Source organism: Mesorhizobium sp. CA6 (genome assembly GCF_020165035.1).
Classification (GTDB): Bacteria; Pseudomonadota; Alphaproteobacteria; order Rhizobiales; family Rhizobiaceae; genus Mesorhizobium.
In genome coordinates this window covers 1-18,388 of record NZ_JAIUHI010000004.1, presented here as the reverse complement: position 1 = coordinate 18,388, position 18,388 = coordinate 1, and the positions used below count along the sequence as shown (strand labels likewise).

The window sequence follows — 18,388 nt, the reverse complement described above, 5'->3', positions numbered from 1 at the left end:
CGGCTTTGGGCGCCAGCCGCCCTCTCTAGATTGTTCGTCTCGATTGGTAGATCAATAGGCGATATTTAACCAGCATGCAGAATCGGCGACGGCAGTGTCACCGCCGGGGTTGGAGGGGAATTTGGGCAGGCGACGGCAGGGTGAATCCGAAAACGGCAGGGCGGCGGCCGAGGCATCCGAGCAGGTCGTCAGCGAAAGCCGAACCGACCGCCTCAGGATCCGCGCCGCCTGGATGTATTTCGTCGAGCAGATGACGCAAAACGAGATCGCCGACGTGCTCGGCGTCGGCCGCGTCACCATCGTGCGCATGCTGGCCGAGGCGAGGGCACGCAACGAGGTGAAGATCACCATCGAGAGCGAGCTTTTGGAGATCGTGCGGCTGGAGCGCGCGCTCGAACAGACCTTCGGACTACAGCAGGCGCTGGTGGCGCCGCTCACCGATCCCAATGCCGACCCGATCCCGGCAATCGCCGCCAAGACCGGCATGTTCCTGTCTGACGCGATGAAATCCGGCATGCGGGTCGGCGTCGGCTGGGGAGTCACGCTGTTCAACACCTTGCCCTTCATCAGCGCCAAATCGCTAACCGATTTCAGCGTGATTTCGCTGCTTGGCGGCGTCGGCGTCGCGCGCCGGGTCAACCCGGCCGAGTTCGCCTGGCGCTTCGCCCAGATCTTCCAGGGTGATGGCTATCTGATGCCGACGCCTGCGGTCGTCGACAGCGTCGAGACAAAAATCGCGCTGGTCGAGCGCTGCGGCCTGCAGGAGATTTTTGAGATGGCCGATGCGCTCGACGCCGTGCTGCTCAGCGTCGGCGGGATCGCTTCGGCCACCACCTTCTCGCGCGGCGGCTTCCTGAAGGAAGCGGACCGCGAGGCGCTGCTTGCGCGCGGCGCCGTCGGCGATCTCCTGTTCCATTTCTATGACCGCAATGGCGATCTGGTCGACCATCCCGTCAACAGCCATGTGATGTCCGTGGATGTCGACCGCCTGCGCAAGGCGCCGATCCGCATCCTCACCTCCGGCGGCGCGGAAAAGACCGAGGCGCTGCTCGGCGCCATGAACCTGATCGCGCCGACCATCCTGATCACCGACGAGGAAAGCGCACGCCGCATGCTCGCGGCGCATGGCGCTTGAATCATGCGACGGAAGGGCTCGCTCGCTGCGGAATTGAGGAGCGCAGGTGCTTGCGGGCAGGTTCCTCCACCAGAACGAAGACGGCGACCGAAATGACGATCAGCAAAGGCTGGTACAAAAGACTTCCGACCCAATCCCATTCTCCGGTGAACAGCACCGGAATCCACTTTCGCACCGGGATTTGCAGGATGTAGAGGGCATAGCTTGCATTGCCCAGCAGCACGAGCGGCTTGTACGACAGCACGCGTTGGGTCTTGCCGTCATTCACGGCGCATGTCGCAATCAGCGCGACAAAGCCGATCGCCGCGAAACCCCCTGTCGTCACCATGCGTGTCGCGACAAGCGTGGCAACCGTGAACGCCATGGCCAGAATGGCGGCCAGGTCGCTGCGGAAGCGATCGAACGCGCCGGCCCTAAACAGCAGAGCGCAAATGATGCCGGTCATGAATTCGGGCAGCCTCAGCAGCGGGAGAGGCACCAACTCCATCCCGTCGAACGCAAGGTAGCCGGTCGGTCCGAGACCCGGCAGACACATAACTACGAAAATCAGCACCAAAGCTGCCAGGCTGATCCACAGGACTCCGGCCGTAAGCCTTGAAAGGACGGGAAGCAATAACGGGAACACAAGATAGAAAAAGAACTCGATCGAGAGTGTCCAACCCGGAGGATTCCAGAAGAATCCGAGCATTGTCGTTGGCGCGCCCCATGCCTGAACAAGGCCAAGTGTCGCCAGTGATGCAAGCGGTTGATCTAAGGGCATGCTTGTCAGCGGCAGAGCCACAATGAGGGCAAGGAGATAGATTGGATAAATTCTGGAAAATCTCGCTAAGGCGAACTGTCGGATCTCGTACCAGTCAGACATCTTGTCGAAGTAGGAATGGGTGAGGATGAAGCCGGACAGCAGGAAGAAGAACGAGACGCCCAGATAGCCGTTCAGCACAAAATTGGCGATCGGGGGCGGCGCTCCGTCGATGTCTGCCGAATGGAAGGCAAGCACATAGAGAGCGGCGAAAAATCGCAAGCTGGTCAGCTGTGTGAGGCTCGATCCCGCTGAAGAAGGCTTCGGTTTCATACAGAGTGCCGTTGCTGTAAGCGCGAAGCGGTGCTCAGAACTGTCGATACTGCTTGGAATCCTATACGCCGAGCCGCATTAACAAATCCGTTAACGCTCCACGCCGGTGTCAGCGCCCGGCGCCATGGGGAGAACGGAGGCGCTGCTCGGCGCCATGCACGTCACTGCGTCGACGATTCTGATCGCCGATGAAGAAGCGCACCGCATGCCCCACTGGCGGACGGACAACGATCTTCTTGTTCTTCGGCCTCCTGGCCAGATAGATCTTCCGCTCGCGTGACAGCCCCCAAGCTTCTGCCGATAAGTCGCGGAACTACTCTAAAATCAACGAGAAGCTGTTTTTGGACCAAACGGTTGCCCAAGGAGCGGAAGCCTTCGGCTCAACCTAAGAACTTGGGGGGAAGTTCTCTTTCAAATGGTCGGAGTGGCCGGATTCGAACCGACGACCCCTTGACCCCCAGTCAAGTGCGCTACCGGGCTGCGCTACACTCCGGACCGGGTGGCGATGTATCGTGATAAGGCGGTGCGGGTCAACCGAATTCGGTGCCTATCGCAAAGGTGAAATTGCAGGCAGGGATGCAGACCTCGCCAGCCGCAATTCCCGCTGGTGCCGGTACTCCAGCGCGATCGCGCCCCAGACCAGGCCGAGCAGCAAATAGAGATGGCGCCAGTGGTCGATGTCGATGAAGGTGCCCAGCCCGATATTGCCGAGATAGGCGACATAGGCGCAAAGCAGATAGGGCTGCCACGGCCGGTCGCGCAGAAGGATGCGGAAGCCGGCGCCGATCGTCCATAGCGTCAGCGTCAGGAATGAGACGAAGCCGAGCCAGCCATAATCCATCAGCGCCTTCAGCCAGATGTCGTGCGTGTCCTCGCCATAGATCGTGCCGAAGACCAGCGGGCCGATGCCGAACGGGTGCTCCATCGCCAGCTGGAAGCCGATCGAATAGCGGGCGAAGCGGCCGAGCCGCGCCGAATCGTAGCTCTGCTCAAGCTGCGCGCGCTGCGTGAACATGTCCGACACGCCAGGCAACTGCAGGATGACGATGAGGGCGATGACCAGCAGCGCCGCGGCCGCGATCGTCATCACCACCACGCGAAGCCTGAACTTGCCACTGGCGCTCTGCAGGAATAGGCAGGCGGTGAGCAGCACCGCCGACACGGCGAACATGCCCCAGGCGCCGCGCGAGAACGAGAAGAAGATGCCGGCGGTGATGATGAGCAGCGGCACCGCCAGAAACGGCATCCGCGACACCGGGCCGGTCAAGAGCAGATAGAGCAGATAGGTGCCCGGCAGCACCAGGAACGGCCCGAACACGTTCGGATCCTGGAAGGCACCGGCGGCGCGGTCGTATTTGGTGAACATTTCCGCGCCCGGAAAGGCATGAAAGTAACCGGCGATGCCGAGCAGCGACGTCGCCACCGCCGACACGACGTAGGCGATGAAGATCAGCCGGTAGAGGCTCGGCTGGACCGAGGTCACCGAGGCGAAGAACACCGCGCTGAAGGCCAAAAACAGCGAAACGGCGAGATAGAGCGGCGTGTTGGCCAGGTCGGCCATCTGCGTCATGGCGATCATGCCGCCGATATTCATCGCCACCAGAAGCACCAGCAGGGGCACGATCGCGCGCGAAATTCGAAGGCCGAACAGCGCCCAGACCGCGATCAGCCCGGCCATGTAGATTTCATAGGGCGCCGGCTCGCTGATGACGAAGCCGGAAAGCAGGATGCCGACGCCGATCGCAGCCGATGCGATCAGCGAGATCAGCTTGGCGTTAACCGCCTGCGGCGGCAATTCACTGGCGATGGCGCTCAATAGGCGTTTTCCGTGTTGAGCAGGCGGATCGGCGTCAGGAACAGGATGCGCAGGTCGAACAGCATCGACCAGTTCTCGATGTAATAGAGGTCGTATTCGGTGCGCATGCGGATCTTTTCGTTGGTGTCCATCTCGCCGCGCCATCCGTTGATCTGCGCCCAGCCGGTGACGCCGGGCTTGACCTTGTGGCGGGCGAAGTAGCCGTCCACCACCTCGTTGTAGAGCAGGTTGTGCGACTGCGCGGCGATGGCATGCGGGCGCGGCCCGACCAGCGACAGCGAGCCGAACAGCGAGTTGAAGAACTGCGGCAGCTCGTCGATCGAGGTCTTGCGGATGAAGCGGCCGACGCGGGTGACGCGCGGATCGTTCTTGGTCACCGTCTGCTTGGCGGTCGGATCGGACCGGTCGGTGAACATCGAGCGGAACTTGTAGACTTCGATGATCTCGTTATTGAAGCCGTGCCGTTTCTGCTTGAACAGCACCGGACCCTTGCTGTCGAGCTTGATCGCGATCGCGGTGACGAGCATCACCGGCGAGAAGACGATGATCCCGATGAGTGAAAAGACGATGTCGAAGGCGCGCTTGGCGACCGAGTCCCAGTCGTTGATCGGCTTGTCGAAGATGTCGAGCATCGGCACCGAGCCGATATAGGAATAGGCGCGCGGCCGGAACTGCAGCGCGTTGGAATGTGCCGAAAGCCGGATATCGACCGGCAGCACCCAGAGTTTCTTCAGAAGCTGCAGGACGCGCGATTCGGCGGTCAGTGGCAACGAGACGATCAGCATGTCGATGCGCGCGATGCGGGCGAATTCGATGAGCTCGGAGATGGTGCCGAGCTTCGGATAGCCGGCGACGATCGGCGGCGAGCGCTTGTCGTTGCGGTCGTCGAAGATGCCGCAGATGCGGATGTCGTTGTAGGGCTGCTTCTCGACCGAGCGGATCAGCTGCTCGGCCGCCTTGCCGCCGCCGACGATGAGCGCGCGGCGCTCCATGCGGCCGTCGCGCGCCCAGCGCCGGATGAGGCTGGACATCACGAGTCTCAGGCCGAAGATCAGCGCGAAGCCGGCCACGAACCAGGTGCCGAACAACAGACGCGAATAGTCTTCCGACGCCTTGATGGCGAAGGCGGTGAGCGCCATCAGCGCGAAGCTGCCGGCCCAGACCAGCAGCACGCGGCCGAAATTCGCGAGGGGGCGCATCAGCGCCGCGATCTGGTAGCAATCGGTCACGTCGAGCAGCACCACGGCCAGGAACGACGTAGCCGCGATCGCCAACGGATATTGCCAGGCCAGATAGCTGAAGAAGCCGACATAGTAGAAATAGACGCCGAGCCCAGACAGGAACAGCATCGCGAACTCGACCATGCGCAGCACGCCGCTGACCATGATCGGCGACATGGTATCACGCCGGTATTGCGAAGCGACCTGGCGCGCCACATCGTTGATGCCGCCAGGCTTTTCGCCATCGGCGGGAGCATCGTAGTTGCGCACCGCATCCATGGAAAAGCGGTGCGCGGGGTCGATCTCATTCATGGGAACTGTCCGCGAGCTTCGCGCAACTGCATAGCAAAAGAGAGCTAAGAAAGCCTTGAAACAACCGGTGGTTTTGGAGTTGTTGCGGCCCGCGGCCTATTTGTTCAGTGCCGCGAAATAGGCCTTCTCGATATCGGCGGCCATGACGTCAGCACCGAATCGGGCCTTCAGCTCATCGGCTTGCGGCATCAGTTTTCGATAGCCGTCAAAGTCGCTGAGCGCCGCTCCCATTTTGGCGGCGAGCTGGGATGCGTCGGGGCGGATCAGGGCAGGGGAGCCTTCGCCGAAAATTTCCGGAATGCCTCCGACAGCGGTCGCGATCATCGGCATGCCAGCGGCTAAGGCTTCGAGCACGATATAGGGCATCGCCTCCGCGCGGGATGGCACCACAATCAACTCGGCCAGAGCGAAAGCCTGTCTCGCCGGCATGGGCGGCCGGAATCGGACGTGGCTTTTCAGGCCGAGTCGCTCCACTTGCGCGTGGTAGCGCGGCAGGTCGTCGCCGTCGCCGACCATCACGGCGCTTAAGGGGCGTCCGAGCTCGTCGCCGGCCATAGCCAGCGCATCGATGAAGATATCCGGGCCCTTCAGGTCGCGCATCATGCCGATGTACAGAAAATCGGCGGCATTCGCTGCCGCCGTCACCGGTTCGAATTCGGTGGCGCGCAGGCCGTTATAGACAAGCATGTTGGGTATGGGCGGCTCGCCGACCTTGCGGCGATAGGTGTTGCGCTCGTAGTCGGAAACGAACAGCAGGCAATCGGTGAAGCGCGCCATGAAGCGCTCCAGGCCGAAGAACAGCTTCCCCATCGCCGTCGTTTCGTCATAGTGGAGGGAGCCGCCATGCGGCGAATAGAGGCGGGCAACGCGAAACCTTGATACCCGCAACAGTGAGCCGAACAGCCGGGCATAGGCGCCACCCTTGGCGCCGTGCCCGTGCAGCACGTCCGGCCGCAATTCCTGGATGATTCGATAGGTGCGCCAGGCCGAGGCGAGGTCGCCCGGCCCGACATGACGCTGCATCGGCGTGCGATGGATGCCGAGCGCGAGGCTGTCCTTCATCGCCTCGAACAAGCGCTCCTCATAGTCGCCGCCGGTGGTCGAGTCGCAGACGATTCCCACCGCATGGCCGGCGGCGATCTGCGCCTCGGTCAGGTCGCGCACGTGCCGGAAGATTCCTCCGACAGGTGAGCGAAAGCAGTGCACGATCCTGAGGTTCACCGCCACGACGGGTTTTTCAGAACAGCCGTTCGCGGACGTAGACGGTGTCGCCGGGCAGGAGTGGATCGGATGTCAGCACCCGCCCGGTCATCACCTTGCCGTTGATATCGCGGGTGATGTCGACGCTCTCCTGATTGGCGCGCGGCGTGAAGCCGCCGGCAATGGCGACCGCCTTTTGCACGGTGAGTCCCGGCACGTAGGAATACTGCCCGGCAGCGCCCACTTCGCCCATGACGAAGATCGGCCGGTAGCGGTCGATTTCGACCGAAACGTCGGGATCGCGCAGATAGCCTTGGCGCAGCTTGTCGGCGATCGCCTTTTCCAACTGCTGCGCGGTGTGGCCGCGCGCCGGCACCGCGCCGACCAGCGGAAAGGAGAGATAGCCGGACTGGTCAACGCTGTAGGTGTTGGTCAACCCGTCCTGCTCGAACACCGTGACACGGACGCGGTCGCCGGCGCCGAGTCGGTAGGGCTGATCGAGCACTTCATGAAAGGCGGCGGGTGTCGGGCGATAGCTCGAGCAGCCGGTGAGCAGCGACAGGGCAAGCAAAGCGCGAAAGAGGGAAGCAGTGCTTTTCATGACCGGCCAGGAACCTTCATCGCTCTTGCCGCAAGCCGCGGCACAACCCCAGGAAAGTGCGACCGTTATCATCCTGTTAGGGTTAATGGGCGGTAAAGGAGCTCGGTCCGGGAGAGCGGAGATCGGTAAAAAGCCCAATTGTTCTATTGCTTTCGAGCAATCTTCTTTGAGTGCCCTCTAATAAGCATTCATTCTGATCTTAACGGGTGAGTTACCATAGTTCTTTACGGTCCAGCTTCGACTCAAAGTTCGGAGCAGGATGCATGTCCGTTCAGTCAGCGGCCGCAGACGTCGATGTCGATCTGAGACAGCTCTTCGCCAGCCTGGCGAGGAACTGGCTGCGCATTGTTTTTGTCACGCTTTTGGTCACCGGGCTGGCCTTCGCCTTCGCCTGGCTCGCGACGCCCTATTATAAGGCGACAGCCAAGCTGGAGATCGGCTCGCGCGAATCGGAATACACGCGGCCGCCGGGCACCAACGACGACGACAAGCCGATTCTCGACGAGCAGGGCGTGGCCACCCAGGTCCAGATCATTTCCTCGCCCGACATCCTCAAGCAGGTGGCGACCAAGCTCAACCTGGACAAGTTGCCGGAGTTCGACGAAACGCTGAAAATGTCGTCGCTCGGGCGTGTGCTTGTGCTCGTCGGCTTGAAAAGCGATCCCTTCGATATTCCGCCGGACGAGCGTGTGCTGAACGCCATGCACGACAAGCTCAATGTTTACGCCGTTGAAAAGACGCGCGCGATCGCGATCGAGTTCGCCTCGAAGGATCCCAAGCTTGCCGCAGCCGTCGCGAATGGCATTGCCGAGGCCTATATCGCCTCGAAGAGTGACGCCAAGCTCGAATCGAACGCCGCCGCGACCAACTTTCTGGCGCCGGAAATCGCCGATCTGCAGAATCGCGTGAGGGATGCCGAGGCCAAGGTCGCCGCGTTCCGCGCCCAGTCCGACCTGCTGATGGGCGGCAACAATTCGGTGCTTCCGACTCAGCAGCTCTCTGAGCTGTCGAGCGAATTGTCGCGTGTGCGCGCCAGCCGCGCCGCCGCCGAGGCGAGTGCCGAGAGCGTGCGCCGGGCGCTGCGGAATGGCGGTTCGCTGGACAGCGTGCCGGAGGTCCTGTCTTCCGAGTTGATCCAGCGCCTGCGCGAGCGCCAGGTGGAGCTGAGGGCCAATATCGCCGATCTTTCCACAACCCTGCTGGACAATCATCCGCGCATCCGGGCGCTGAAGTCGCAGCTTGCCGACCTCGACGGCCAGATTCGCAACGAGGCGCAAAAGATCATCCGGGGGTTGTCGGCTCAGGCTCAGACGGCGAAGGCCCGCGAGGATCAGCTGATCGCGGACGTCAACACCTTGAAGGCCGCGTCAGCGCGCGCTGGCGAGCAGCAGGTGCAGCTGGATGCCTTGCAGCGCGACGCGAACGTTCAGCGCCAACAACTTGAATCCTATATGGCAAGTTACAATGCGGTAGTCTCGCGCAAGGATCGCAGATACTCGCCTGTGGCGGCGAGCCTGATCGCGCAGGCCCAGGTGCCGTCGCAACCTTATTTTCCGAAGATCGGGCCGATCACCGGGGCCGCCGCCGCCGCTTCGCTGCTGCTGATGGCGATCGGCACGCTGCTTGGCGAGCTGTTCTCGGGCCGTGCCATGCGTCCGGCCGCCGGCGCCCGTTTCACCGATATCGAGCAGGTGGCGATGCCCGCTGCGCGCACCGAGCCGGTTGTAGCCGAAATCGAGGACGACCACAGTTCTTTCGCATCCTATGAGACGTCCATGGCCAGCGAGCGACGTCCGGAGAGACAGCCGATCGCGCAGAATGAGACATTTGAAGCCGACACCGTTGCGGCAGAGCAACCAATGCCCGAGCCGGAACCCAAGCCGGGTCCGTCCAGGCTCGGCGAGATAGATGTCGACAGGGCTGCCGAGAAGCTGATCTCTTCCGGCGCGGCGCGCGCGATCTTCGTATCGCCGGAAGGCGACGAGGCGGCCGCCTCCGCCGTGCTCGTGGCGCGTGAAGTATCTGACGCCGGCCTGCGCGTGCTGCTGCTTGACCTCACGGCATCGGGCGCGGCGTCGCGGCCGATGCTGGACTCGAGCCTGTTCCCGGGCATCACCAATCTGCTCGCTTCCGAAGCGCAGTTCAGTGACGTCATCCATCCCGATCTCTATTCGGATGCGCATGTCATTCCGGTCGGCACCGCCGATCCGGTCCGCGCCATGCGCGCCGCCGATCGGCTGCCGATTATCATGCAGTCGCTGACCACGGCCTACGATCTCGTCGTGGTCGAATGCGGCCCGGCCGACGCGCAAGGCATCGGCCGCCTGGTCGGTGACGGCACCGAAGTCTTCCTGTCCATGCTGGAGGCCGACGACCAAGTGACGCAGGCCGCGGTCAAGCTGATCGAGAACGGCTATCCCAACCTGACACTGGTCACACCGGTCGGCCATGAACCTCCGGGAACACCGGTGCCGGGCAGGCGGTCGGCGGCTTGAATATAGCGCGAAGGATCGGGCCGCGCCGAAAAAACCGGCCGTTAGAAGGCGACGGTCAGTTATCGTCCTCGGCGGGAGCGGGCGCCGCCTGTCCGGCAGCCTTGCGGCGCAGCATCTTGGTCAGCTTCCAGACCGTCGGATTGTTCTTGATGAAGCCCTTCGCGCGCGCGCCTTGCCGCATCGTCGTCGCCAATGCGTGGCCCTTCAGCGTCAGCGGCGCAAGCACCTCGAAATGCTGGACCTCGATGTCGCACCAGAGCCGCTTGTAAGGCTCGTCGCCGACCGAGAAGTCATACACATCGAAGCCAAGCTCACAAGCTTCCTGGATGTTGTCGAAGAACAGGAAGTCGCCCGGGCTGGCGGACGAGAGATCGTCCTCGGCGATGGCGCCGAACTCGCAGATCAGCCGCTTGCCGGACCGGCTGGAGCCGGTCACCGCGCGCAGCTTGCTCGCCACATCCAGGCCGTGCAGCAGGAATGGCGGCTTTTCCTCGGCCAGCGCATCGGCGAACAGCGCCCGGAAGAAGTCGCGTATTTGTCTGTCGCCGAAGACATTGGCGATGCCCATCTTGGCGAAACGCACCTCCTTCATCTCGAGGAAGGCATCGAGCAGCCTGTCGACCTCCTCGGGTGTGCGTGCCTCGATGCGGCGGAAGGCGCCGACCGCCTCGAACTTGCGCGTCTGCGAGCGGTGCTTCTTGCGCTTGCGCTTGCCGCTCGCGCGCGACAGCAGCGCGTCGAACCCGCCGCCGAGATCGACCGCAAGCGCAAGGTTCGGACTTGGAAAGCCGGGCAGCGCGGCCAGCGGATTGGCGACGCCGTCGAGGTCTGGCAGCAGCCTTTCAAGCGAGATCAGGTCGATGTCCGGCCGCGCTCGCGCGATTGCCTTGAACATCGAGCGGATCGCCTGGCCGTCGATAGCAGGCAGGAAACGCGGGTCGGCGGCGGCGAAATTGCCGTTGGCGTGGCGCCCGCCGGCGAAACGGGCAACCTTGAACGGGCCGCGTCGCACGATCTCCAGGGCCAGCGACAGCACGGGGCGGCCATCGCAGGACAGCGTCGCGACAACCATGTCGGCGCCGGTCGCGGCCGCCCAGTTGCTCACCCAGGATGCGCTTTGCGCCGGCGCGTACAGCGCCGAGGCGCAGAATTGCAGATAGTCGGCAAGGCCGGTGCCGCCGCTTGCGGTCGCAATCCACCGGTCCCGGCTGGCTCGCACCGGGCGCGCGGAAGCCTCGTTGGCCGCGATCCGATTGCCATCAAATGACGCGGTGGCGTCAACCATCCCTCAATCCTTAAGACGTATTGGTTGCAACCTGGGGTTCGCATAGGCGAATGTCTTGCTTGAATAAGCCTAGGCGCAAAAGGTGAAGGAATGATCGACGGGGGCGATGCAATCCGGAAACTGGCGCTGAACCTTGCCCGCTACTCCGGCCTTGCGCCTCTGGCGCGGCCGTTTGTCGGCGGCATCGGCGCTATCCTGATGCTGCACCGCGTCACCGCGACACCGGAGAAGCCGAACAGCGTCAATCGGCATCTGAACATCGCTCCCACTTTCCTCGACAAGCTGATCTCGGACATGAAGGGGCAGGGTTATGCCTTTGTTTCCCTTGATGAAGCGATCGAACGCATCAAGACGGGCGGGAAAGGCGGCCAGTTCGCCACGATCACCGCCGACGACGCCTATCGCGACAACATGACCGAGGCGCTTCCGATCCTGGAAAAACACGGCGCGCCGATCGCCATCTACGTCGCCCCCGGCCTGATCGACGGCGCCGTCGATCTCTGGTGGGACGTGATCGAGGACATCGTCGACACCAGCTCGCGCCTGACGCTGACGATGGGGGGCAAGTCGACGGCGATCGATTGCTCGACACGAGGCCGAAAGATCCAGGCCGTCGCGCGGCTGAACGCCTGGTTGACCTTGGAAGTCCCCGAGGAAGAGCAAGGCGCAGCGCTGCGCGAGCTCGCCCGCTCGACTGGGTTCAAAATCGGCTCGGGCCGCCCATGCACCTTGATGAACTGGGATGAGCTTCGCATTATGGCCGCGCACCCGTTGGTGACCATCGGTGCGCACACCGTCAATCATCGGAACTTGAAGCGGCTGTCCGAGGCCGATGCGCGCCATGAGATCGGCGACGTCCGCCGCGTCCTCGCGGAAAAACTCGGCGAGGAGCCGCGTCATCTGGCTTACCCTTATGGCTATGCCAGCGCGGTCAGCTGCCGCGAGGTGGGCTTTGCCCGCGACGCAGGCTATGCCTCGGCGGTGACCACGCGGCATGGTGTGCTGCGCGCCGAGCATGCCGGCTTCCTGCACGCGCTGCCGCGCATCTCCGTCAATGGCCGCTATCAGAGCCTTGCGCATATCCGCACGATGCTGTCCGGCATCACGACGCCGCTGGCCAATGCGGGCAAGATGGTCGTTACGGTCTAGGCCTGCTTCACGCTTGCCTGACGCCGGCAAGGTTCACCCCTTCGGGCGCGGCTCGATGATCAGCCATTTGATGATGGCCATGGCCGGCAGAACCCAGAGAAAGCCGCTGAGCAGGAAGAACAGAAGATGCGCCGTGGGCCCGTATTCGGCGAGCCTGGTGACCGCGACGGCGGAGGCGATCAGCGCGTAGATGACGACCAGCGCCACCAGCAATATGGTTCCGATCAGCTTTTTCAGGCGAATGGGCATGTCGCGGTTCCGTTGACCCGCCCCGCTTAGGCCGAATGACCGGAGCGCGCAACCGTCGCGGCCCGGCGCGACGGCGTGCCGCGCTGTCCAGTCTTGCCAGTTGAGCGGCCTTGGTCCACCAATCTCGCGTTTCAACCGCCGGGAATGCGAAATGGCTGCCATCACCGCCACAGCCCCCTATGCCACACGCGACCGCGACCTGCACAACCGCGCTTTGGTGCGCGGCTGGCTCTACGTCGTGCTGCTCGTGCTGGTCGCGCTGGTTCTGGTCGGCGGTTCCACTCGTCTCACCGGCTCGGGTCTGTCGATCACTGAGTGGCAGCCGATACACGGCGTCATCCCGCCGCTCAACGACGCCGAATGGCAGGAAGAGTTCCAGCGCTACCAGCAGATCCCGCAATATGCCGAGATCAACAAGGGCATGAGCGTCGAGGATTTCAAATCGATCTTCTGGTGGGAGTGGGCGCACCGCATCCTGGCGCGCGGCGTCGGGGTGGTCTTTGCCTTGCCGCTGCTGTTCTTCTGGGCGACGCGCCGCATCGAACGAGGCCTTGGGTTGAAGCTGGTCGGCATCCTTCTGCTTGGTGTACTGCAAGGCGCCATCGGCTGGTGGATGGTGGCTTCGGGCCTGGTTGACCGCGTCTCGGTCAGCCAATACAGGCTGGCGACGCATCTGACGCTTGCCGCGCTGATCTTCACGGCGACAATGGTGGTGGCGCGAGGCTTGGCGCCGCATTCCGAGCCCGCCGCCGACCGGTCGACGCAGCGGCTCGCCGGCGTCATCGTGCTTTTGGCGCTGATCCAGATCTATCTCGGCGGGTTGGTCGCCGGGCTGCACGCGGGCCTTTCCTACAACACATGGCCGCTGATGGATGGAAAGGTGATCCCCTCCGATCTGCTTCTGCTGAAGCCCGCCTGGCTGAACTTCTTTGAAAACCCGAAGACGGTGCAGTTCGTCCACCGAGTAGGCGCTTATACGATCTTTGTCGTGGCGCTCTGGCATATGATCGCGACGTGGCGGCGCCAGCCTGGCACCACCCATGCCCGCCGGGCCACGCTTCTGTTCGCGCTGGTGGTCGTCCAGGCCTCGATCGGCATCGGCACGCTAGTGATGCAGGTGCCGCTGCACATGGCGTTGACGCATCAGACGGTCGCGCTTGTGTTGCTTGGCTTCGCTGCCGCGCATTGGCGCGGCACCAAGGGCGCCTATCCGCTGCCGACCGATATACGCGTCAGAGGCTGAGGCGAACCTTGCAGATCGCCTCGGCGGCAGCAAGCTCAAGGTTCACGACCGCTCAGTGCTTGATGCCGAGCATCAGGTCGAGGTTCTGCACCGCGGCGCCCGACGCGCCCTTGCCGAGATTGTCGTAGACGGCCATCAGCAGTGCTTGCGCCCTCTCGTCATTGGCGAAGACGTAGACCTTCATCCGGTTGGTGCCGTTATAAATCTCCGGATCGATCTCCGGCATGCGCTCCGTAAGGGTGTAGGGCGCGACCTCGACCACGCCGCCATCGATCGACGCATAATGGTCGGCAATCGCCGCGTGAAGCTCGGCGCCAGTCGGCACGCGGTCGAGACCGCCGAGTTGCAGCGGCACCACGGTGATCATGCCCTGCGCGAAATTGCCCACTGCCGGCTGCATGATCGGGTCGTGCGACAGCTTTGCATAGGTGCGGAGCTCCGGCACATGCTTGTGCTGCAGCGTCAGCCCATAGGGCAGGAACTCGGGCGCGTCCTCGCCCTTGCCGACATAGTCCTCGATCATCGGGCGGCCGCCGCCGGAATAGCCGGAAATGCCGTTGACGGTGACCGGGAAGTCGGCAGGCAGCAGGCCCGCCGCAACCAGTGGCCGCAGCGTCGCGATCGGCCCCTGCGGCCAGCAGCCCGGATTGGCGATGCGTTTCGCGCTGCCGATCTTCTTCGCCTGGTCCTTGTCCATTTCGGCGAAGCCATACTCCCACCCCTCGGCCACGCGATGCGCGGTCGAGGCGTCGATCACCTTGGTCGTATCGTTCGTAATCAGCGACACGCTTTCCTTGGCCGCCGCATCCGGCAGGCAAAGGATCGCGACATCGGCCGCGTTGAGCATCTCGGCGCGGGCGGCAGTCTCCTTGCGGCGTTCCGTCGGGATGGAGATGATCTCCAGGTCGTCACGGTCGGCCAGCAGCGCCCTGATCTGCAGGCCTGTCGTGCCGTGCTCGCCGTCAATGAAGATTTTCGGTTTCATCGCTTGCCAAATTCCTCGCGATTCCAATGTCATATGCCGTAGGCGTGATTTGCCGCGGCATGATTGCCGTTGCTCAGTTCGTCGAGCCGCGCCTTTCGCTCTGCCAGCAGACCGAGATAATGCATGGCGATGATCGATCCGGCGATCGCCGTTATATCGGCATGATCGTAGGCCGGCGCAACCTCCACGATGTCGGCGCCGACGATGTCGATCTGGCCGAGTTGGCGCAGTGTTGACAGCATCTTGGCCGAGGAGGGGCCGCCTGCCACCGGCGTGCCGGTGCCCGGCGCGAAGGCCGGGTCGAGGCAGTCGATGTCGAAGGTGAGATAGGTCTTCTTGCCACCGGTGCGCTCGACGATCGCATAGGCGATGTCCGACGCCCGCATCTCCTCGACCTCATGGCCGTAAAGGATTTTGATGCCGAACGTGTCGGGCGCGTGCGTGCGGATGCCGATCTGGATCGAGCGGTCGGGGTCGATGATGCCCTCCTTCACCGCGCGGGCGACGAAGGAGCCGTGATCGATGCGCTTGCCGTCGTCGGGCCAGGTGTCCTGGTGCGCGTCGAACTGCACCAGCGCCAGCGGCCCGTGGATCGCGGCATGCGCCTTGAGCAGTGGCCAGGTGACGAAATGATCGCCGCCCAGCGTCAAAAGGAACGCGCCTGATTTCAGGATCTTGGCCGCCTCGCGCTCGATCGTGCCGGGAGTTTTCTGGTGATTGCCGCTGTCGAGCAGGCAATCACCATAGTCCACCACTGAAAGATGCTCGAAGAGGTCGCGCGAGAATGGATATTGCGGATCGTTGTCTAGGATCGCCGAGGCGCGGCGGATCGCCTGCGGTCCGAAGCGGGCGCCGGGCCGGTTGGTGACGGCGGCGTCGAAGGGAATGCCCCACACGACCGCGTCCGCGCCCTTCACGTCCTTCGTATATTTGCGCCGCATGAACGACAGCGCGCCGGCATAGGTCGGCTCGAACGACGCGCCCGTCTTGGAGCGGGCGGTGAAGGCGTGGTCGATCTCATTGTTCGCCATTAGGAATCCTCGGTTTCGTCGGGGCAGCCACAACTACAGAACCGGCACGCAACATGCCAGTCACAGCTTGCGGAAACGAAGCGGCGCTCGGCGAGTGCCGCGGCAACACAGGATCTGTATCATTATGGCTGAGACTGCCTTGCTCAATCTTGCATCCGCGCCCGCCGCGACCCGTGTCGGCACGACGGCCGGCGAGCGTTTCCTGGTGCTGGATTCCTGGCGCGGCATCTGCGCGCTGCTGGTGGCGCTGTTCCACTTCCCGACCACCTCGATAGTGTCGCAGAGCGCCTTTGTCGGCGGCTCCTATCTGTTCGTCGATTTCTTCTTCGTGCTCTCCGGCTTCGTCATTGCCAGCGCCTATGGCGGGCGGCTCGCCGGGCAGGACGACCTTGCACGGTTCGCGCTCGTGCGTTTCGGCCGCATCTATCCGTTGCATTTCCTGATGCTCGCCGCCTTCGCCGGCTTCGAGGCGCTGCGGCTCGTGCTGCCGGCGCTTCACGGAACGGGCCCGGCGCCCTTCACCGCAGGCTTCGACCTGAAGAGCCTGGTCGCCAACCTTTTCCTTCTGCAGGGCATGGGCGTTGAGGATCATCTGAGCTGGAATGCGCCGAGCTGGAGCATTTCGGCCGAGTTCTTCACCTATCTGCTTTTCGCCGCCATCGTCTTCACCGCCGGCCAGCGTGCCTGGATATGGCTCGTTGCCGCAGCCGCGACGGCGCCGCTTTTCCTGCTCGCGGTCTCGACGCGTCATATGGACGTGTCCTTCGATTTCGGCTTCATCCGCTGTCTTTACGGCTTCTCGCTCGGCGCGCTGCTTGCCTGGTTTCAGCACGATTCCGTTGCAGAGGCGCGACAGGCGCTGAGCGGCGGGGCAGGGCGCCTCGCCTGGACGCTGGCGGAGCTGGCGATGATCGTCGTGATCTCGCTGTTCGTTTCGGTGGCGGGAACGAATGACGCCGGCATTGCCGCGCCGGTCATCTTCTCGCTGGCGCTTTATCTCTTTGCCCATGAGGGCGGGTGGGTCAGCTTGGCCTTGCGCAGCCGGCCGATGCTGCTGCTCGGCTCGCTCTCCTATTCGATCTACATGGTCCACATCTTCGTCCAGGCCCGCATGATCAATGTCGGCGGCCTGATCGAACGCAAGCTCGGGCTCGGCATAGTCGGCGACCTGATGCTGCGCGGTGACCATGCGACCGGCTTCGGCCCCGGCTCGCCCTGGATCGGCTTCGCGGCTTTGGCCGCGATGTTGATCGCCGTCATTGCCGCGTCGTGGTTCACATGGCGCTTCGTCGAAATGCCGGCGCTGGCCTGGTTCCGCCGCATTTCCAAGCGGATCTGATCCAAAAACTAGCCGGCTTCGTTCACTGCGCTGTCATGGGCATCGCCTAACCGGGTCCCAACCCGGAACGGAGCGATTCCCCGATGCGAACACTCTGGCTGAGCCTTGCCTTTTCCGCCGCCCTTGCCACCGTTGCGGGGCAAAGCTTAGCTGGTGAAAGCCGCGCCAGCCAGATTCTCGACCGCTTCGAGCATGCCAACCAGTGGCGTGACCATGTGATGATCGCCGCGCATCGCGCCGGCAGCATGCAGGCCGGCAAGACGCTTTACGCCGAGAATTCGCTGGCCGCGGTCGAGGGCTCGATCGCGATCGGCGCCGAGATCGTCGAGGTCGACGTCCGGCGCGCGAAAGACGGCGAGTTCGTCATCATGCATGACAGCTGGCTCGACCGCACGACCACGTGCAAGGGCGAGGTGGTGAAATACACGCTGGCCGAGCTTAAGAAATGCCGGCTGGTCGTCGAGGGTACGGGCGCCGTCACCAACGAGACCGTGTCGACCCTGCGCGAGATGCTGCTGACGACCAGGGACAGGATCCTGATCAACCTCGACAACAAGCTGGAGGTGACCGATCTGCCTGACATGGTCGCGGAGGCGCGCGATCTCGGCATGGCCGATCAGGTGATCGTCAAGGAGAATCTCTGGAACCGGCAGCGTATCGATGCCGCGAGCGCGGCACTTGCCCAGGCCGGCGGCGGCTTCCAGTTCATGCCGATCCTCGCCGACGACGCCGTGCATGATGCGGCCTTCGCCGATGAGCTCGATAAGGCGTTTGCGCCGCGCGCCATCGAATTGATCACTTGGCGCAACGGCGCCGAGACGCTGACATCGACCGGCGGGCCGCTGTTCAGCACCCGCATGCGGGCGGAAGCGGCGCGGGGCGACTGGCACCTCTGGGCCGACACCTACGCCGTCGTCAACAAGCCGGGCGGCTTCCTCGCCGGCGGTCGCGGCGACGAGCTTGCCGTCGCCGCCAGCCTGCCGCGCGAAGCCTGGGGTTTCTGGGTCGACCGCGGCGCCACCATCATCCAGACCGACGAGCCGAAAGCGGCGATCGAGTGGCTGGCCGCCAATGGTTATCGCGTGCCTTACACGACGGACATCAAGCAGGCTGAGCCGGCACATACGGCGAGCATCAATTAGCTGGCGTTGACGCTGGAGCTGCCAATCTCCCCCTCGTGGGGGGAGATCAGCTAATCGTCCATCACGCCGCTTTCGCCACGCCCTCCAACTCGCCGAGCACATCCCCCGACAGCT

The 18,388-nt window shown here is 63.4% G+C and carries 15 protein-coding genes and 1 tRNA gene; 6 read left to right on the top strand and 10 right to left on the bottom strand.

Features of this window, described 5'->3' with window-relative positions; translation table 11 throughout:
* The first annotated feature begins 121 nt into the window (after positions 1 to 121).
* On the top strand, positions 122 to 1,135 hold the full coding sequence (locus LB526_RS06805; RefSeq protein WP_095767893.1) for a sugar-binding transcriptional regulator: 1,014 nt from the start codon (positions 122 to 124) through the stop codon (positions 1,133 to 1,135).
* Position 1,136: 1 nt separating this feature from the next.
* Here the strand turns inward: LB526_RS06805 and LB526_RS06800 are convergent, their stop codons facing one another.
* The 6 genes from LB526_RS06800 to LB526_RS06775 all read right to left on the bottom strand — a co-directional run bounded on the left by LB526_RS06800 (position 1,137) and on the right by LB526_RS06775 (position 7,356).
* Positions 1,137 to 2,207 carry an acyltransferase family protein gene (locus tag LB526_RS06800; protein ID WP_224626981.1) on the bottom strand — a complete coding sequence of 357 codons (1,071 nt, stop codon included), beginning with the start codon at positions 2,205 to 2,207 and terminating at the stop codon, positions 1,137 to 1,139.
* Positions 2,208 to 2,623: 416 nt separating this feature from the next.
* Positions 2,624 to 2,700: transfer RNA gene (locus tag LB526_RS06795), tRNA-Pro, on the bottom strand.
* A gap of 54 nt (positions 2,701 to 2,754) precedes the next feature.
* A complete protein-coding gene (locus LB526_RS06790) occupies positions 2,755 to 4,023 on the bottom strand; it encodes an O-antigen ligase family protein (protein ID WP_224626979.1) in 1,269 nt (422 codons plus the stop codon).
* On the bottom strand, positions 4,020 to 5,555 hold the full coding sequence (locus LB526_RS06785; protein WP_140842742.1) for an undecaprenyl-phosphate glucose phosphotransferase: 1,536 nt from the start codon (positions 5,553 to 5,555) through the stop codon (positions 4,020 to 4,022). The genes LB526_RS06790 and LB526_RS06785 overlap by 4 nt, the downstream gene beginning before the upstream one ends.
* Positions 5,556 to 5,651: 96 nt before the next feature.
* Entirely contained in the window at positions 5,652 to 6,782 is a 1,131-nt protein-coding gene (locus LB526_RS06780; RefSeq protein WP_224626977.1) for a glycosyltransferase family 4 protein, read from the bottom strand.
* Positions 6,783 to 6,792: 10 nt separating this feature from the next.
* Positions 6,793 to 7,356 (bottom strand): polysaccharide biosynthesis/export family protein, encoded by a 564-nt coding sequence (locus LB526_RS06775; protein WP_095767646.1) that lies wholly within the window; start codon positions 7,354 to 7,356, stop codon positions 6,793 to 6,795.
* Between the two features lie 263 nt (positions 7,357 to 7,619).
* On the opposite strand from LB526_RS06775, the gene LB526_RS06770 reads away from it, so the two are divergent.
* The gene (locus LB526_RS06770; RefSeq protein WP_224626975.1) at positions 7,620 to 9,851 is read left to right on the top strand and encodes a GumC family protein; all 2,232 of its coding nucleotides are present in this window, start codon (positions 7,620 to 7,622) and stop codon (positions 9,849 to 9,851) included.
* Positions 9,852 to 9,906: 55 nt separating this feature from the next.
* Here the strand turns inward: LB526_RS06770 and LB526_RS06765 are convergent, their stop codons facing one another.
* Positions 9,907 to 11,136: a GNAT family N-acetyltransferase gene (locus LB526_RS06765; protein ID WP_224626974.1), complete on the bottom strand. Its 1,230-nt coding sequence runs from the start codon at positions 11,134 to 11,136 to the stop codon at positions 9,907 to 9,909.
* A 90-nt stretch (positions 11,137 to 11,226) separates the two neighbouring features.
* Here LB526_RS06765 and LB526_RS06760 point away from each other — a divergent pair, with 90 nt between their 5' ends.
* Positions 11,227 to 12,285 (top strand): polysaccharide deacetylase family protein, encoded by a 1,059-nt coding sequence (locus LB526_RS06760; protein ID WP_224626971.1) that lies wholly within the window; start codon positions 11,227 to 11,229, stop codon positions 12,283 to 12,285.
* A gap of 33 nt (positions 12,286 to 12,318) precedes the next feature.
* Here LB526_RS06760 and LB526_RS06755 read toward each other — a convergent pair whose 3' ends face one another.
* Positions 12,319 to 12,534, bottom strand: coding sequence for a DUF2842 domain-containing protein (locus LB526_RS06755; protein ID WP_040999884.1), 216 nt, complete (start codon positions 12,532 to 12,534; stop codon positions 12,319 to 12,321).
* A 151-nt stretch (positions 12,535 to 12,685) separates the two neighbouring features.
* Here LB526_RS06755 and LB526_RS06750 point away from each other — a divergent pair, with 151 nt between their 5' ends.
* Positions 12,686 to 13,777, top strand: coding sequence for a COX15/CtaA family protein (locus LB526_RS06750; RefSeq protein ID WP_224626967.1), 1,092 nt, complete (start codon positions 12,686 to 12,688; stop codon positions 13,775 to 13,777).
* A gap of 52 nt (positions 13,778 to 13,829) precedes the next feature.
* Here LB526_RS06750 and argC read toward each other — a convergent pair whose 3' ends face one another.
* Together argC and speB are read right to left on the bottom strand one after the other, a co-directional pair.
* Positions 13,830 to 14,762 carry an N-acetyl-gamma-glutamyl-phosphate reductase gene (argC, locus tag LB526_RS06745; protein WP_224626964.1) on the bottom strand — a complete coding sequence of 311 codons (933 nt, stop codon included), beginning with the start codon at positions 14,760 to 14,762 and terminating at the stop codon, positions 13,830 to 13,832.
* A 29-nt stretch (positions 14,763 to 14,791) separates the two neighbouring features.
* The gene (speB, locus tag LB526_RS06740) at positions 14,792 to 15,793 is read right to left on the bottom strand and encodes an agmatinase (protein ID WP_224626962.1); all 1,002 of its coding nucleotides are present in this window, start codon (positions 15,791 to 15,793) and stop codon (positions 14,792 to 14,794) included.
* 124 nt (positions 15,794 to 15,917) lie between these two features.
* Between speB and LB526_RS06735 the strand changes: the two genes are divergently transcribed.
* Positions 15,918 to 17,132 (top strand): acyltransferase family protein, encoded by a 1,215-nt coding sequence (locus LB526_RS06735; RefSeq protein WP_224626958.1) that lies wholly within the window; start codon positions 15,918 to 15,920, stop codon positions 17,130 to 17,132.
* A gap of 83 nt (positions 17,133 to 17,215) precedes the next feature.
* Positions 17,216 to 18,274 carry a glycerophosphodiester phosphodiesterase family protein gene (locus LB526_RS06730; protein WP_224626955.1) on the top strand — a complete coding sequence of 353 codons (1,059 nt, stop codon included), beginning with the start codon at positions 17,216 to 17,218 and terminating at the stop codon, positions 18,272 to 18,274.
* The last annotated feature ends 114 nt before the right edge of the window (positions 18,275 to 18,388 follow it).